Below are 14,109 nucleotides of genomic sequence, written 5' to 3'. Positions count from 1 at the left end.
CAGGCAATCAGCCCGGAATGCTGGCCTGCGCCTCGCGCCCGTCGCCCTCGGGGGCGGCCAGCAGATCGCGCACCGCGGCACCCTTGGCCACGGTCTTGGTCTTGGGATCGCCAACCGTGTTGCGGATGCCCACAGCCGAAGCGCCGGCCTTGCCCAGCGCGTCGCTTTCCACGGCACTGCGCGGAGCCGGGCCGCCGAACAGCGCATCGAGCGCCTGCTTCGAGCTGTCGAGGTCCTGCGGGCGCGGCGCGCCGGGATTGGGCGGCATCAGCGCGAAATCGGGCGGCACCACCAGCGGGGCCTGCCGGGTCACCGCAAATTCATCAGGCCGGATGCGGTTGAACAACGAGCCCCCCTGCGAACACGCGCCGAGCAGCATCGCACCGCCGGCAAGCATCAGGATCGAGGTGGCCTTACGCATCAAACAGTCTCCGTGGCGGTATCATTGGCAGCATCCGCCGATTTGGCGGGCTTTTCGCGCGAAAGCAGCGACCGGGCAAGCAGTATCAGCACGCCCACGGTGATCGCCGCATCGGCAAGATTGAAGATCAGGAACGGCCGCCACTGGCCGATATGCAAATCCGCATAATCGATCACATATCCGCGCGTGAACCGGTCGTAGATATTGCCCAGCGCGCCGCCCAGCACGAGCGCGAGAGCGAGGATCTCGCCCAGCACTTTCTCGCGCAGCATCCAAACAGCCACGCCGCAGGCGATCAGCCCGGTCATCGCCAGCAGCGCGAACTTGGTCTCGCTCGATTGCGCGGTGAACATGCCGTAGGAAACGCCGTAATTCTCGGTCCAGCGCAGATCAAAGAACGGCAGCAGCTTGACGACACCAACGGCCTGCAGATCGAGCGGCCCCGCCATCAGCGCCTTGATCGCACGGTCGAGCGCGAAGACGCCGAGCGCCAGGCCAAATCCCGTGAGGCGGTTCCTCACGCGTCCATCCCCGCGACAACGTCGTCGCAGCGCCCGCACAGCGCGCTGTCCTCGGCCACTTCGGGCAGGTGCCGCCAGCAGCGGCCGCACTTGTGATGCGAGGTCGGCACGATTTCCACGCCCTCGCCCTGCCCGCGCGTGACTGACGCGGTGATGAACAGTTCGGCCAGATCAGCCTCAGGCACACCGGCCGGTACGACAACTTCGGCCTGCAGGCTCGATCCGATCACCTTGTCGCGGCGCAGCGGCTCGATCGCCTCGGTCACCGTGGTGCGCAGCGCGCGCAGGCCTTCGAACCGCTCGGCAAGCGCCGCATCAAGCCAGTCCGCCGGCAGATCGCGCAGCGCCTCCAGATGCACGCTGCCGCGATCCGGGAACCGCGTCGTCCACACTTCCTCCGACGTGAACACCAGCACCGGCGCAGCATAGCGCACCAGCGCGTGAAACAGCACATCGAGCACCGTGCGATAGGCGCGGCGCTTGGGGTCCGCAGGCGCATCGCAATAGAGGCAGTCCTTGCGGATATCGAAGAAGAACGCCGAGAGGTCCTCGTTGCAGAAATCGATCAGCACGCGGGTGTAGGTGTTGAAATCGAAGTCCGCGATGGCCTGCCGCAGCGTCGCATCGAGCTCCGAGAGCCGGTGCAGCATGTAGCGCTCCAGCTCGGGCATTTCGCTTGCCTCGACGCCTTCCGCGTCCCAGTCGAACCCATCCAGCGCGCCCAGCAGATAGCGGAACGTATTGCGCAGCTTGCGGTACTGGTCGGCCACCCCGGCGAGGATTTCCTTCCCGATCCGGTGGTCCTCGGTGAAATCGACCGAGAGCGCCCACAGCCGCAGGATATCCGCGCCATATTCCTTCATCAGGTCGATGGGCGAGATCGTGTTGCCCAAGGACTTGGACATCTTCATGCCCTTGGCATCCATGGTGAAGCCGTGGGTCAGCACCGCCTTGTAGGGCGCGTGGCCCCGCGTGGCGCAGGCTTCCAGCAGCGAGGACTGGAACCAGCCGCGATGCTGGTCGGAGCCTTCGAGATAGAGATCGGCATGCGGGCCGGTGTAGCCCTCAGGCCGCAGCAGATCGGGCCACTTGCCCGATTCGAGCACGAAGGCATGCGTGCTGCCGCTATCGAACCACACGTCGAGAATGTCGGTGACGCGCTCGTAGTCCTCCAGCTTGTAGTCGCTGCCGAGATACTCCTGCGCGCGCTCCTCGGACCACGCATCAACACCGCCCGCGCGCACCGCCGCCACGATCCGCGCGTTGACGGCGGGGTCATCGAGGTACTGGCCAGTCTTGCGGTCCACAAACAGCGTGATCGGCACGCCCCACGCGCGCTGGCGCGAAAGCACCCAGTCCGGCCGCCCCTCGACCATCGCGCCGATGCGGTTGCGGCCCTTCTCGGGCACCCAGCGCGTATCCGCGATGGCCTGCACCGCGATCTGGCGCAGCGTGGCGTTTGGATGTTCCAGCGCCCCGCCTTCGTTGTCCCAGCGGTTTTCCGCCCGGCTTTCGGCGTGTGGCATATCGACCGCCCGGTCCATCGGCACGAACCACTGCGGCGTGCAGCGATAGATCACCTTGGCCTTCGAACGCCACGAATGCGGGTAGGAATGCTTGTAGTCCGCGCTCGCCGCCAGCAAGCCGCCAGCCTCACGCAGCGCCTCGCAGATCGGCCCGTCCGGCGCATTGAACTTGGGATTGATCACCGAGCCCTGCCCGCCGAGCCAGCCCCAGTCCTCGCGGTACTTGCCATCGCCCAGCACCGCGAACACCGGCTCGATCCCGTGGGCCTTGCACAGCGCAAAGTCGTCCTCGCCATGGTCCGGAGCCATATGGACAAGGCCCGTACCGCTGTCGGTCGTGACGAAATCACCGGGGAGCATGGGGCGCGGCTTGGCGAAGAACCCGCCGAGATTGTGCATCGGGTGGCGGCAGATGGTGCCGGCAATCGCCGTCCCTGGGAATGTGAAGTAAGAGCGGGGGTCTGCGCCGAAGACGCCGACTTCATCTCCATTCGCGACTGTCAGAGGTGAACTTGATTTGGTGGCTTCAAGACCTGTTCGCTCGATGAAGTCATCGGCGAGAGCTGCCGCGACCAGATATCGGCCCGTAGCTGTATGAAGCAACGTGTAGCTAACCTCCGGCCCATAAGCCAAAGCCTGGTTCACCGGGATCGTCCAAGGCGTCGTCGTCCAGATCACCGCATGCGCGCCGACCAGTCCGGCAATCGGCGATTCCACAATCTCGAACGCCACGTCGATCTGGGTCGAAACGATATCCTCGTACTCGACCTCGGCTTCCGCCAGCGCCGTCTTCTCCACCGGCGACCACATCACCGGCTTCGCGCCGCGATAAAGCTGGCCGCTTTCCGCAAACTTCAGCAGTTCGGCAACGATGGTGCCTTCCGCTTCCGGGTCCATCGTCAGATAGGGATGGTCCCAATCGCCCTGGATGCCGAGGCGCTTGAGCTGTTCGCGCTGCACGTCCACCCACTTCTGGGCATAAGCGCGGCATTCGGCGCGGAACTCGACCGGCGGGACCTCGTCCTTGTTCTTCTTCTTCTTGCGGTACTCTTCCTCGACCTTCCACTCGATGGGCAGGCCATGGCAATCCCAGCCGGGCACATAGGGCGCGTCCTTGCCGAGCAGGCTCTGCGTGCGGCACACCATGTCCTTCAGGATATGGTTCAGCGCATGGCCGATATGCATGTCGCCATTGGCATAAGGCGGGCCATCATGGAGAATGAACTTCTCCGCGCCGCGCCGCGCTTCCCGCAGATGCTGATAAAGCCCTTCGCCCTGCCAGCGCGAAAGAATGCCCGGCTCCTTTTGCGGCAAGCCGGCCTTCATCGGGAAATCGGTCTTCGGCAGGAAGACGGTCGAGCGAAAGTCGGGGGTTTCTTGGCGAGGAGCGTCGGTCATGATCGGCGGGCCTTAGCGCCGCGCTCGGCATCCTGCAAACACTCGCCGCCTATTCGCTTGCCGCTTCATCCCGCTCCTGCGCCGCCAGCGCCTCGGCATTGGTGCGCTTGTCGAGCGTGGGGCGCAGCGCCGGCCCGACTGTCCAGTAATCGTCGACCAGCACATAGCCGCGATAGGTGATCGGGATCGAGGGCAGATCGCGCGCGTGGAGCAGCCCAGTGCCCACGCCGGTGCCCGCGCCAGTGCGCACCGCCAGCATCTGCCCGCCGCCCGCCGTCATGCGGTTCACCGTCAGGTTGGGCCAGCCCCACAGCGTGAAGGTCGCATCAAGCGGCGCCAGCATCGTGCCGCCCTTGCAGGCACCGGGGAGGAAGCCTATCCACCCGGTCGCCCGATAGGCTGCAGTGCACGCCGACGCCTGCGCTGGATCGAACGCCCAGGCCCCGGGCCAGGCCGCGCGCACCGCCGCAATCGCCGCCGGTCCGCCGCTGAACCCGTCACCCGCCGTCACCGGATCACGCCCGAGCGCCTTGAGCCGCGCGGCGAGCACCTTGGCCGCCTGCGCGTCATCCGCCACGAAGCGGAAGAAATAGCGGCCCTTGGGATCGGCCTCGATCACCTCGTCGAGCGTCGGGATGGTGTTGATGGCCTTGCCGCGCAGGGGGAAGGTCTTGCCGCCGTCTGCCGTATAGCCATAGCCGGGATCGAGCGCCTGCACGGCCTTCAGCGGCTGCGCGGCAACCGGACCCTTGCCGTTGCTGCGGCAATCGAGCTCTGCATCGGGATAGAGCACCAGCGCATCGTCCGCCGTGCGCGCCACATCGAGCGTCACAAGGTCCGCCCCCATCCGCCGCGCCATCTGCACTGACCGCGCGGTGTCGGCGATATAGTCGTGCAGCGGCGGCTGGATCGCGGTCGCGGGGCAAGGGCTGCTGCGTCCCGCCGCTGTGTATTGCTGCGAAATACCGCCATTTGCGATCAATCTCAGGTGCCCCTTGGGATTGTCCGCCAGCCAACTCGCATTGACAAAAGTGAGTGCCAGAAAGCCGAGAGCGCCGAAAAACGCCAAACCGCGAAGCCAGATCACCGAAAAACGCGCCCCCGAGACTGTATTGGACTTGCCCGACATTGCTTGCGCAGCATGGCCGGCAAGTCAAACGCTTCCTCGCGGCGCGGCGGATGGCGCAGCGCTGCGCCATGGGCTAGACTGCCTCGCATGGCCACCCAGCAACACGCGCATCGCAGTCCGCTCCTCCGTGCCGAAGGTCCCTGGGCACTCGCCGTCCATGTCGGCCTGCTGCTGGCCGTGACGATCGCGATCAACGGCTTCCTCTTTGCCATCGGCTGGGCGCGGCCCGGCAGGCAGATGCCGATGATCCCGCCCGGCGCCGTGGTCGGCCTTGTCTGGACGGTCCTGCTTGGCCTGATGGGCGCGGCGCGCTGGGTCTATGTGCGCGGCAGCGGCGATTCCGGCTGGCGCTCGTGGACGCCTTTCGCGCTCGCCGCGCTGTGCATCGCCTATCCGTTCTACACCGGCGGCCTGCAGCGCAATGCGGCCGCATTCTGGGGCACCGTGCTTACCTTGATCGTCGCAGTCGCGGTCATGCTGGTGCTGCGCGGCCGCGCACGCCGTGCACCCTGGCTGATCGTGCCGACCGCCTTCTGGGGCGGCTACGTCCTCAGCGTGATGATCGCCTACCCGCCGGCCTAAGCCAGCAGGCGCTTCGCCTCGTCGCAATCGCGCCCCATCTGCGCCACTAGCGCATCAAGGCTGTCGAACTTCGCCTCGCCGCGCAGGAAATGGTGGAACGCCACCTCGATCTCCTGCCCATAGAGATCACCGCTGAAATCGAAGAAGTGCGGCTCGAGCAGCTCCTTGGGCGGATCGAACGTCGGGCGGATGCCGATATTGGCCGCGCCTTTCAGCACGCGGCCATCAGGCAGATGCCCGGTCACCGCATAGATGCCGTATCGCGGCCGCAGATAGCTGCCGATATCAAGGTTCGCGGTCGGGAAATTGATCGTGCGGCCCACCTTGTCGCCGTGCTGCACCGGGCCTTTGATCGCGAAGGGCCGCGTCAGAAGGCGCGCGGCTTCCTGCGGATCGCCCGCCACCAGCGCATCGCGGATACGGCTGGAGGAGACGACCTCGCCGTCAAGCAGCACCGGCCCGACCGCGCGGGCTTCGAGCCCAACCTCTGCGCCGACTTCACGCAGGACACTGATATTGCCGCCGCGCGCCCGGCCGAAGGTGAAGTCCTCGCCCGTCACCACCGCCGCCGCGCCGAGCCGCGCACTGAGCAGATCACGCACGAACGAGTCCGCCGTTGTCGCCGCCAGTGCGCCATCGAAGGCGAACACCAGCATCGCATCGGCCCCGGCCGCGGTGAACAGCGCCTCCCGCTGATCCAGCGTGGTCAGGCGAAACGGCGGCGCGTCGGGCTTGAAGTGGCGCACCGGGTGGGGATCGAACGTGGCAATGATCGCCGGCCGCCCCATCTCGCGCGCCCAGCGCACCGCCTCGCCCGCCACGGCCTGATGGCCCAGATGAAACCCATCGAAATTGCCCAGCGCGATGACAGCGCCGCGCAGGGCCTCGGGCATGGGTTCGCTGGCGTGGAGGCGCATCAGGCCGCCCCCCGCACAAAGGTCACGAAGTCATGCGCCGGAATGCCGCCCTCGGCGGGAAAGCGCTCCCGCGCCGTCTCGCGCCACGGTGCCGCCGGATAGGGCAGCACGGTATCGCCCGCATACTCGCCGTGAACTTCGGTCAGTTCATAGCGCTGCGCATGGGCCTCGAACTGTGCGAGCACATCCGCGCCGCCGATCACGGCAACCTCGCCCTCGCCCGCCAGCGCCAGCGCGCCCGCGACATCGTGTGCCACCTCGGCCCCCGGCGCAGACCAGTCCGCATCGCGCGTCAGCACGATATGCCGCCGCCCCGGCAGCAGCCCCGGCAACGAGGCGAAGGTCTTGCGCCCCATGATCATCGGCTTGCCCATGGTGAGCGCCTTGAAGCGCTTGAGGTCCGCCGGCAAGCGCCACGGAAGGGCACCTTTATCGCCGATCGTGCCGTCGCTGGCGCGCGCCACGATCAGGAAGATCATTTGCGCCATCTACAGCACCAGCCGCGTCACATGGCCCATCTTGCGCCCGGGCCGCACCGCCGCCTTGCCATAGAGATGGAGATGGTTGGCCGGATCGGACAGGATCGCCGGCCAGTCGTGCGCTTCGTCGCCGATCAGGTTGTCCATCACCACACCCGCCGCGCAAAGCTCGGTCGAACCCAGCGGCAACCCGCAGATCGCGCGCACATGGTTCTCGAACTGCGAGGTGAGCGCGCCTTCGATCGTCCAGTGCCCCGAGTTGTGCACGCGCGGCGCCATCTCGTTGAACACCGGTCCCTCGGCGGTGGCGAAGAACTCGAGCGTCAGCACGCCGACATGGCCAAGCGCGTCCGCCACCTGCTTCGCCAGCGCACGCGCCGCATCCACCTGCGCGCGCACGGCATCGCCTGCCGGCACCACCGACTGGCTGAGAATCCCCGCTTTGTGTGCATTCTGTGCCGAATCCCAGAAGCGCACGTCACCATCTGCCCCCCGCGCGAGGATCACCGAAAACTCGGCCTCGAACGTCACGAACCCTTCGTAGACGAGCGGCACTTGCGGCAGGTCGAGCCCGGCTGCGTCCTCAGGCGTCATGATCCGCCACTGGCCCTTGCCGTCATACCCGTCGCGGCGCGTCTTGAGGATGCCCGGCGTGCCGATTGTGGCGATGGCCGCCGCGAGGTCCTCGGCATTGTCCACCGTGGCCCAGGGCGCGGGGCGCCCGCCCAGCCCTTCGACGAAGCTCTTCTCCGCCGCCCGGTCCTGCGCCACCTCCAGCGAGCGTGTGCCCGGATGCAGCGCCAGATCCCCCAGCGCGGCGAGCGGCGCGACCGGCACGTTCTCGAACTCGTAGGTCACCACCGCGCAGGCCCGGGCGAAGCCCGCAAGCGCCTCGGCATCGTACCAGCCCGCGCAGGTGAACCCGGCGCAGACGTCGGCCGCGATGGAGTCCGCCTCGGGCGCGTAGACATGGCAGCGATAGCCGAGGTTCGCTGCGGCAAGCGCGATCATCCGGCCGAGTTGGCCGCCACCCAGAATGCCGATGGTCTCGCCGGGCGCGATCATCGCCTCAGACCGGCCGCTGCGCGACCGAATCGGTCTGCGCCGTGCGCCATGCCACCAGCCGTTCGCTGAGCGCCGGGTCGGAGAGCGCGAGGATCGAGGCTGCGAGCAGCGCCGCATTGGTCGCCCCCGCCGCGCCGATGGCGAGCGTGCCGACGGGAATGCCGCCGGGCATCTGCACGATGGAGAGCAGGCTATCCATGCCCTTCAAGGCCTTGGACTGCACCGGCACGCCCAACACCGGCAGATGCGTCATCGCAGCGACCATGCCGGGCAGATGCGCCGCGCCGCCCGCGCCTGCGATGATCACCTGGATGCCCTCGGCCGCGGCGCCCTTGGCAAACGAAACCAGCCGGTCCGGCGTGCGGTGGGCGGAGACGATCCGGCACTCATGCGCCACGCCCAGCTTCTCAAGCACGGCAGCGCCATTCTGCATGGTCTCCCAGTCGGACTGGCTGCCCATCACGATGGCGACTTTCGGCGCGCCTTCACTCATCCCCTGCAACCCCTTCTTCGCCGCAGCGCTTCAACGCTCCGACAGGTAATAGCGCTCGATCTCGGCGAGATTGTCGTCGAGTTCGTAGACAATCGGCTGCCCGGTCGGAATTTCGAGCCCGGTGATATCGGCGTCCGAAATGCCCGAAAGGTGCTTCACCAGCGCGCGCAGCGAATTGCCGTGCGCCGAAACCAGCACCGTTTCCCCAGCGCGCAAGGCCGGTGCGATCTTCTCGTCCCAGCACGGCAGCACACGGGCGATCGTGTCCTTGAGGCTTTCGGTGTTCGGCACCGCGATTCCGGCATAGCGGGGATCGGAGGCCAGATCGAACTCGCTCCCCGCTTCCAGCGGCGGCGGCGGAATATCGAAGCTGCGGCGCCACACCTTGACCTGTTCGTCACCGTGCTTGGCCGCGGTCTCGGCCTTGTCGAGCCCGGTCAGCCCGCCATAGTGCCGCTCGTTGAGCCGCCAGTCCTTGTCTTCCGGGATCCAGATGCGGCCCGCGGCCTCCAGCGCCAGATGCAGCGTCTTGATCGCCCGCTTCTGGAGCGAAGTGAACGCCGTCGTCGGCAGAATGCCCTTGGCCTTGAGCAGCTCGCCTGCGGCAAAAGCCTCGGCCGCGCCCTTTTCGGTCACGTCGACATCCCACCAGCCGGTGAAGCGGTTCTCAAGATTCCACTGCGACTGGCCGTGGCGGATCAGGATCAGGCGGGGCATCGTGGTCCTTCAAATGCTGCGGAGGAAGGAAAGGCGCGGACCTAGCGCCCGCCCGTCCGTTTGGAAAGAGGCGCTGTGGGAGGCGCGGATCAGGGTTGGCCAGAGGATTGTCCAGTGGACTGACCGGCGGGCTGCGCATCCTCCGCCTCGCCCGGCGCGGCCATCGCCCGCGCCTGCGCCTTTCGCCGCCGCAGGTTCTCGCGCAGGCGAAGCGCCAGTCGCTCCTCGCGGGTCGGTTCAGGCCTGCCTTGGGATGCAGAGGTCTTTTCAGTCATCGCCGCGCCTCTCTGCCGTGCGTGCGCCGCACCCGCAAGCCCGTCCTTGACAAACGCCAGCCCCGCCGCCAAAGCGCGCGCCTGCCCGCCCCGGCTTTGCCACTGGCGCGCATGTGGAAATGGTGTGCTGCTGTAGCTCAGTGGTAGAGCGCATCCTTGGTAAGGCTGAGGTCGGGAGTTCAATCCTCCCCAGCAGCACCATTTCCCCTCAGTGCGGGCACTGCCATTCTCCGCCCCGGTTTCCTGACAGGCTTGCCGCAAACTGCTGCAGCACTTGCAGGCTGCGTCGATCAATCGGCTGGCGTGATGCCGCACCCGGCTTCCAGAAGTTTCCTAATCCGGTGCGGCTGATTTTTGGTCCGGGCCGTTGATCAATTCCGCCCACGACAGTCCCCATTCATTGATATCAAATGATTTTTTGAAAATCGTGCCGTAACGCTTTGATGGGGCGCAAATAATTTTCGAGATATATAATTATACTTAGTTACTATTCTCAGTAGAAATGATAGGAAAATTACGCGCAAACAATTAACAAAATTCACGAGGGCAAAGACACGAACGCAAGGGGGGGGGGACAATGGACATGGCCACAATATGGCCGGTGCAACCGCATCGTCTGCCAGAAGTCTATAGCAATGGCTCGGGCGAGTTCATACGGATTTTCGATGAAAAATTCCTCAAACCGACAGTTCACATTGTCGATTGCAATTCGTCAAACCGTACAGACTTCTTTCGAATGGTATCGTCGTGCGGATACCACTGCGAAGTCTATTCTGGCCTTGATGAATTCATCAGCTATCGCCCGGCATCGGGTGTCGCCCTGATCCATGATGATCATGACGTTGAGAACATCACCCGGGCCCTCAGAGAATGCAAGGACCGCGGCGTGCCGGTGACAATCGCGGGTTATTCCGAAAGCCCTGCGCTGGATCGGGTCACCATCGCAATGCAGGCGGGCGCGATGCATTATTTCAAGATCTCGTATCTGGCCGAGAATTTTGAATCCGCACTGCAGACGCTGACGTTGTTGAGCCAGAGACTGCTCATACTCAAACATAACTGGCTTATCACCAATCGAAAACTGAAGTCGCTTACCCCGCCGGAGTCCGAAATCATTAAACTGATGTCTGAAGGCAGCAGCAACGAGGTCATCGGGCGCGCTATGGGAATCAGTACAAGCAAAGTCGAATTTCATCAAATGACGGCGTTTGGGAAACTTGGCGCTCGCAGGTCCGGTGATGCGGTCCGCATATGGCTGCTCGGTTCGGAGGGCTTGAATTTGGTGCCGTGAGTTGAAAGCCGGTACTAAAATCTGATTAAAGAGGCCTTAGCCAATTCCGCGTACATGTGAATGGTGCGCAAGGCGCCCCCTTGGGCCCAAGGAGCGCGTAGCTCCGATTGCCGATAGAACCGAACGGCACGCCCGATTTGCATCGATTGTGCAGATCTTACCGGCCTAGCTGGAAACATCGCCATACGGCACCTTCCTAGCTGGCCACGCCGGCAATCCACTCGCCCGTCAGGCCAGCAAGTCCGCCCATTCGGGATGGCGCTTGAATGCGGCAGCGACATAGCTGCATTCCGGCACGATCCTCCAGCCCTGCGCCCGCGCACCGGCGACAAGCGCTTCAACGAGCCGGGCGGCAATCCCGCGTCCGCCGATCTCGGGCGGTACCAGGGTGTGCTCGGCGGTCAGCACGTCGCCGTCGCGCACCCAGGTCAGGCGGCCGATCGCTTGGCTGTCGGCCACGCGCGCCTGATATTCACCCTCCGCGCCGTGATCGATGAGCGTGATGGCCGGTTCGTCCATAGCTGTCTGCCTCCCGGGGTATGCTCCCTCCCCCCCCCAAGTGCCCTTCCCCGGAGGTTCCATGGCGGTTAAGGGGTTCGCCCATGAAGTTCTTCTCCGACAACGCCGCGCCTGTCCACCCCCGTATCTGGGCCGCGATGCAGGCAGCAGACGCGCCCGACACTGCCTATGATGGCGATGCCCTGTCTGCACGGCTTGATGCGGCGTTCTCCGATCTGTTCGGCACGCCCTGTGCCGCGCTGTGGGTGGCGACCGGCACGGCAGGCAATTGCCTCGCGCTCTCGGCCATGGTGCCCCCGCATGGCGGCGTGGTCTGCCACCGCGAGGCGCATATCGAAATGGACGAGGGCGGCGCGCCCGGCTTCTTCCTGCACGGTGCCAAGCTCCTGCTGGCCGAAGGTGATGGCGCCAAGCTGACACCCGAGACAACCCGCGCCGTACTCGATGCGATCCGTCCCGGCGTCCACCAGGTCCAGCCGCACGCGATCTCGATCACCCAGGCCACCGAATGCGGCCGGGTCTATGCCCCCGGCGAAGTCTCGGCAATCGGCGCGCTGGCGAAGGAGCGCGGCCTCGGCCTGCACATGGACGGTGCGCGGTTTGCCAATGCCGTCGCGCATCTCGGTTGCCACCCGGCCGAAGTCACCGTCCGCGCAGGCGTGGATGCGCTGACCTTCGGCTGCGTCAAGAATGGCGGGATGAGCGCGGAAGCGATCGTCTTCTTCGCGCCCGATCTGGTCGATATCGTCCGATATCGCCGCAAGCGCGCCGGGCATCTGCAATCCAAGGGCCGCTACCTTGCCGCGCAAATTCTCGCGATGATCGAAGGCGATCTCTGGCTGGAAAACGCCCGCGCTGCCAATGCCGCCGGGCAGGCCATCGCGGCCGCCTGCCCGGACCGGCTCATCCATGCGGTGGAAGCCAACGAGATCTTCGTAATCCTCTCCCCTGCCGAACAGGCTGCCCTGCGCGCGCAAGGCTTCGACTTCTACGACTGGGCCCCACCGCCGGGTGCCCCCGGGGCGGCGCGCTTCGTCACCGCGTGGAGCAGCCCCGCGCAGGAAGTGGAAGCGCTCGCCCGCGCTCTGGCCGCGCTATGAGCACCGAGCACAGGCCCGGCGAGGCACGCTTCCTCGAGGCTCGCATCCTCGTCCCTTTCCTGATCACCGCGCTGATCTGGGGCTCGACATGGATCGCGATCAAGTATCAGCTGGGCGATGTGCCTCCGAGCTGGTCGGTCACCTGGCGTTTTACCGGCGGCGCGCTTGGCATGTTTGCGCTCGTCCTGCTCCAGCGCCTGCCACTGGTGCCCGACCGCAAGGGCCTGATTGTGGCGACCGTCATGGGCTGCAGCGTGTTTAGCCTCAATTTCCAGTTCGTCTATCGCTCGGAGCAGTACATCACCTCAGGCCTCGTCGCGGTGCTGTTCGCGCTGCTGCTGGTCCCCAACACGGTGCTCTCGCGGATCTTCCTCGGCCAGCGCATCACCCGCGGCTTCCTCGCCGGAACCGCCATCGCGCTTGTCGGCATCGCGCTCCTGATGCTCCACGAATACCGGCTCGCCCTGGCCCAAAACGCCGTGATGGGCGCCAAGGTGATCATCGGCGGCCTGATGGTGATGACCGCGCTGCTGTTCGCCTCGGTCGGCAATGTCGTGCAGGCCAGCCCTGCCGCGCGCGGCCAGCCGGTGCCGACCCTGCTCGCATGGGCCATGCTCATCGGCGCAACGGTCGATGGCACCATCGCCTGGGTCATTTCCGGGCCGCCCCGCTTCGACTGGACGCTCCCCTATGCCGGCGGAGTCGCCTATCTCGCCATCGTCGGCACCGTCGTCACGTTCCCGATGTACAACGGGCTGCTGCGCGCGCTCGGCCCGGGCCGCGCCGCCTACAACGGCGTGCTCGTCCCCGTCGTGGCGATGCTGATATCGACCGTGTTCGAGGGCTATCGCTGGTCGCTGCTTGCCGGTTCGGGCGCAGCGCTGGCGATGATCGGCCTGGTCGTGGCGCTGAGGGCGCGCAACCCCTCGCGGTAGGTCGGATAGGCCGGCTTCCAGCCCAGCACGCGCTTCGCCTTGCCGTTCGCCACCCGCCGGTTCTCGGCATAGAACGCCAGCGCCATGGGCGAGAGCGCAGCTTCCTCCAGCGTCTGCAGCGGCGGCGGGGCCACACCCATGAGCCGCGCCGCTTCCTCGATCACCGCGTTCTGGCTCGAAGGCTCGTCGTCGCCGAGGTTGTAGACGCCTGCAGGGCCCGCCATCCCCGCGACCACGCCCGAGGCGATGTCCTCGACATGGACCCGGCTGAACACCTGCCCCTCCAGCATGATGCGCTTCGCCGCGCCCTCGCGCACCCGGTCAAGGGCGCTGCGTCCGGGGCCATAGATGCCAGGGAGGCGAAACACGCGCACCCGGGCGCCCAGATCCTGCCACGCCAGATCCGCCGCCGTCCGCGCCGAACGCCGCCCGGTGCCGACTTCGGCGGTTTCGTCCACCCATGCGCCGCCGGTATCGCCATAGACCCCGGTTGAGGAGAGGTATCCAAGCCAACTGGCAGGCGCTGCCGCCAGCGCTTCGCCATAGGCCTCGAGCACGGGATCACCGCCCTGGCGTGCGGGCGGGACCGAAGAGAGCACATGGCTCGCCCCGGCCAGCGCCGCGAGCACGGCGTCGCGGTCCTCGAACCGCACGGTTCCCTCCCGGCCCGTGCCTGCCACTGCCCAGCCTGCCGCGCGCAGCCGCGCCGCGATCACCTTGGACGTGTATCCCATGCCGAAG

At 66.1% G+C, this 14,109-nt stretch carries 16 protein-coding genes and 1 tRNA gene; 5 read left to right on the top strand and 12 right to left on the bottom strand.

Translation table 11 applies throughout. The features are described 5' to 3' along the window. Nucleotides 1–7: 7 nt before the first annotated feature. Genes AQZ52_RS03740 through AQZ52_RS03725 form a run of 4 tightly spaced genes read right to left on the bottom strand, consistent with a single transcriptional unit; the run spans nt 8 to nt 4,953 of the window. Nucleotides 8–421 (bottom strand): DUF3035 domain-containing protein, encoded by a 414-nt coding sequence (locus AQZ52_RS03740; protein ID WP_067906555.1) that lies wholly within the window; start codon nt 419–421, stop codon nt 8–10. Continuing rightward, nucleotides 421–942, bottom strand: a complete 522-nt coding sequence (gene lspA, locus AQZ52_RS03735; protein ID WP_067906554.1) for a signal peptidase II — start codon at nt 940–942, stop codon at nt 421–423. The genes AQZ52_RS03740 and lspA overlap by 1 nt, the downstream gene beginning before the upstream one ends. Further along, nucleotides 939–3,866, bottom strand: coding sequence for an isoleucine--tRNA ligase (gene ileS / locus AQZ52_RS03730; protein ID WP_067906553.1), 2,928 nt, complete (start codon nt 3,864–3,866; stop codon nt 939–941). The genes lspA and ileS overlap by 4 nt, the downstream gene beginning before the upstream one ends. 49 nt (nt 3,867–3,915) lie before the next feature. Continuing rightward, nucleotides 3,916–4,953 carry a glycerophosphodiester phosphodiesterase family protein gene (locus AQZ52_RS03725; protein ID WP_169793709.1) on the bottom strand — a complete coding sequence of 346 codons (1,038 nt, stop codon included), beginning with the start codon at nt 4,951–4,953 and terminating at the stop codon, nt 3,916–3,918. A 129-nt stretch (nt 4,954–5,082) separates the two neighbouring features. On the opposite strand from AQZ52_RS03725, the gene AQZ52_RS03720 reads away from it, so the two are divergent. Further along, a complete protein-coding gene (locus tag AQZ52_RS03720) occupies nt 5,083–5,577 on the top strand; it encodes a TspO/MBR family protein (protein WP_067906551.1) in 495 nt (164 codons plus the stop codon). Here AQZ52_RS03720 and AQZ52_RS03715 read toward each other — a convergent pair. The 6 genes from AQZ52_RS03715 to AQZ52_RS03690 all read right to left on the bottom strand — a co-directional run bounded on the left by AQZ52_RS03715 (nt 5,574) and on the right by AQZ52_RS03690 (nt 9,523). Further along, on the bottom strand, nt 5,574–6,494 hold the full coding sequence (locus AQZ52_RS03715; RefSeq protein WP_067906550.1) for a bifunctional riboflavin kinase/FAD synthetase: 921 nt from the start codon (nt 6,492–6,494) through the stop codon (nt 5,574–5,576). The two genes, AQZ52_RS03720 and AQZ52_RS03715, sit on opposite strands and share 4 nt — an antisense overlap. Then, nucleotides 6,494–6,973, bottom strand: coding sequence for a dihydrofolate reductase (locus AQZ52_RS03710; protein WP_156424862.1), 480 nt, complete (start codon nt 6,971–6,973; stop codon nt 6,494–6,496). The genes AQZ52_RS03715 and AQZ52_RS03710 overlap by 1 nt, the downstream gene beginning before the upstream one ends. A gap of 9 nt (nt 6,974–6,982) precedes the next feature. Beyond that, nucleotides 6,983–8,038: a 5-(carboxyamino)imidazole ribonucleotide synthase gene (locus AQZ52_RS03705; protein WP_067906548.1), complete on the bottom strand. Its 1,056-nt coding sequence runs from the start codon at nt 8,036–8,038 to the stop codon at nt 6,983–6,985. 4 nt (nt 8,039–8,042) lie between these two features. After that, nucleotides 8,043–8,531, bottom strand: coding sequence for a 5-(carboxyamino)imidazole ribonucleotide mutase (gene purE, locus AQZ52_RS03700; RefSeq protein ID WP_067906547.1), 489 nt, complete (start codon nt 8,529–8,531; stop codon nt 8,043–8,045). Nucleotides 8,532–8,561: 30 nt separating this feature from the next. Beyond that, nucleotides 8,562–9,248 carry a 2,3-diphosphoglycerate-dependent phosphoglycerate mutase gene (gpmA, locus tag AQZ52_RS03695; protein ID WP_067906546.1) on the bottom strand — a complete coding sequence of 229 codons (687 nt, stop codon included), beginning with the start codon at nt 9,246–9,248 and terminating at the stop codon, nt 8,562–8,564. 89 nt (nt 9,249–9,337) lie between these two features. Next, nucleotides 9,338–9,523, bottom strand: a complete 186-nt coding sequence (locus AQZ52_RS03690; RefSeq protein WP_067909383.1) for a hypothetical protein — start codon at nt 9,521–9,523, stop codon at nt 9,338–9,340. 126 nt (nt 9,524–9,649) lie between these two features. Between AQZ52_RS03690 and AQZ52_RS03685 the strand changes: the two genes are divergently transcribed. Together AQZ52_RS03685 and AQZ52_RS03680 are read left to right on the top strand one after the other, a co-directional pair. Then, nucleotides 9,650–9,724, top strand: a tRNA-Thr gene (locus tag AQZ52_RS03685). Nucleotides 9,725–10,100: 376 nt separating this feature from the next. After that, a complete protein-coding gene (locus tag AQZ52_RS03680; RefSeq protein ID WP_067906545.1) occupies nt 10,101–10,814 on the top strand; it encodes a LuxR C-terminal-related transcriptional regulator in 714 nt (237 codons plus the stop codon). 228 nt (nt 10,815–11,042) lie between these two features. Here the strand turns inward: AQZ52_RS03680 and AQZ52_RS03675 are convergent, their stop codons facing one another. Further along, entirely contained in the window at nt 11,043–11,333 is a 291-nt protein-coding gene (locus AQZ52_RS03675) for a GNAT family N-acetyltransferase (RefSeq protein WP_067906544.1), read from the bottom strand. Nucleotides 11,334–11,416: 83 nt separating this feature from the next. Between AQZ52_RS03675 and AQZ52_RS03670 the strand changes: the two genes are divergently transcribed. Both AQZ52_RS03670 and AQZ52_RS03665 read left to right on the top strand, forming a co-directional pair. Then, nucleotides 11,417–12,433 (top strand): threonine aldolase family protein, encoded by a 1,017-nt coding sequence (locus AQZ52_RS03670; protein WP_067906543.1) that lies wholly within the window; start codon nt 11,417–11,419, stop codon nt 12,431–12,433. Beyond that, complete coding sequence (locus tag AQZ52_RS03665) at nt 12,430–13,368, top strand: DMT family transporter (protein WP_067906542.1); 939 nt, start codon at nt 12,430–12,432, stop codon at nt 13,366–13,368. The genes AQZ52_RS03670 and AQZ52_RS03665 overlap by 4 nt, the downstream gene beginning before the upstream one ends. Here the strand turns inward: AQZ52_RS03665 and AQZ52_RS03660 are convergent. Continuing rightward, complete coding sequence (locus AQZ52_RS03660; protein ID WP_205626438.1) at nt 13,278–14,102, bottom strand: Rossmann-fold NAD(P)-binding domain-containing protein; 825 nt, start codon at nt 14,100–14,102, stop codon at nt 13,278–13,280. The two genes, AQZ52_RS03665 and AQZ52_RS03660, sit on opposite strands and share 91 nt — an antisense overlap. Nucleotides 14,103–14,109 lie beyond the last annotated feature (7 nt).

The organism is Novosphingobium fuchskuhlense (genome assembly GCF_001519075.1).
Classification (GTDB): domain Bacteria; phylum Pseudomonadota; class Alphaproteobacteria; order Sphingomonadales; family Sphingomonadaceae; genus Novosphingobium; species Novosphingobium fuchskuhlense.
This window is presented reverse-complemented; position numbering and strand designations above follow the sequence as displayed.

What these genes read in the sequence shown, in the direction of transcription:
- AQZ52_RS03740 (WP_067906555.1), bottom strand. Translation starts at nt 421, where the DNA reads ATGCGTAAGGCCACCTCGATCCTGATGCTTGCCGGCGGTGCGATGCTG.
- ileS (WP_067906553.1), bottom strand. Translation starts at nt 3,866, where the DNA reads ATGACCGACGCTCCTCGCCAAGAAACCCCCGACTTTCGCTCGACCGTC.
- AQZ52_RS03720 (WP_067906551.1), top strand. Translation starts at nt 5,083, where the DNA reads ATGGCCACCCAGCAACACGCGCATCGCAGTCCGCTCCTCCGTGCCGAA.
- AQZ52_RS03715 (WP_067906550.1), bottom strand. Translation starts at nt 6,494, where the DNA reads ATGCGCCTCCACGCCAGCGAACCCATGCCCGAGGCCCTGCGCGGCGCT.
- AQZ52_RS03710 (WP_156424862.1), bottom strand. Translation starts at nt 6,973, where the DNA reads ATGATCTTCCTGATCGTGGCGCGCGCCAGCGACGGCACGATCGGCGAT.
- AQZ52_RS03705 (WP_067906548.1), bottom strand. Translation starts at nt 8,038, where the DNA reads ATGATCGCGCCCGGCGAGACCATCGGCATTCTGGGTGGCGGCCAACTC.
- purE (WP_067906547.1), bottom strand. Translation starts at nt 8,531, where the DNA reads ATGAGTGAAGGCGCGCCGAAAGTCGCCATCGTGATGGGCAGCCAGTCC.
- gpmA (WP_067906546.1), bottom strand. Translation starts at nt 9,248, where the DNA reads ATGCCCCGCCTGATCCTGATCCGCCACGGCCAGTCGCAGTGGAATCTT.
- AQZ52_RS03690 (WP_067909383.1), bottom strand. Translation starts at nt 9,523, where the DNA reads ATGACTGAAAAGACCTCTGCATCCCAAGGCAGGCCTGAACCGACCCGC.
- AQZ52_RS03680 (WP_067906545.1), top strand. Translation starts at nt 10,101, where the DNA reads ATGGACATGGCCACAATATGGCCGGTGCAACCGCATCGTCTGCCAGAA.
- AQZ52_RS03675 (WP_067906544.1), bottom strand. Translation starts at nt 11,333, where the DNA reads ATGGACGAACCGGCCATCACGCTCATCGATCACGGCGCGGAGGGTGAA.
- AQZ52_RS03670 (WP_067906543.1), top strand. Translation starts at nt 11,417, where the DNA reads ATGAAGTTCTTCTCCGACAACGCCGCGCCTGTCCACCCCCGTATCTGG.
- AQZ52_RS03665 (WP_067906542.1), top strand. Translation starts at nt 12,430, where the DNA reads ATGAGCACCGAGCACAGGCCCGGCGAGGCACGCTTCCTCGAGGCTCGC.
- AQZ52_RS03660 (WP_205626438.1), bottom strand. Translation starts at nt 14,102, where the DNA reads ATGGGATACACGTCCAAGGTGATCGCGGCGCGGCTGCGCGCGGCAGGC.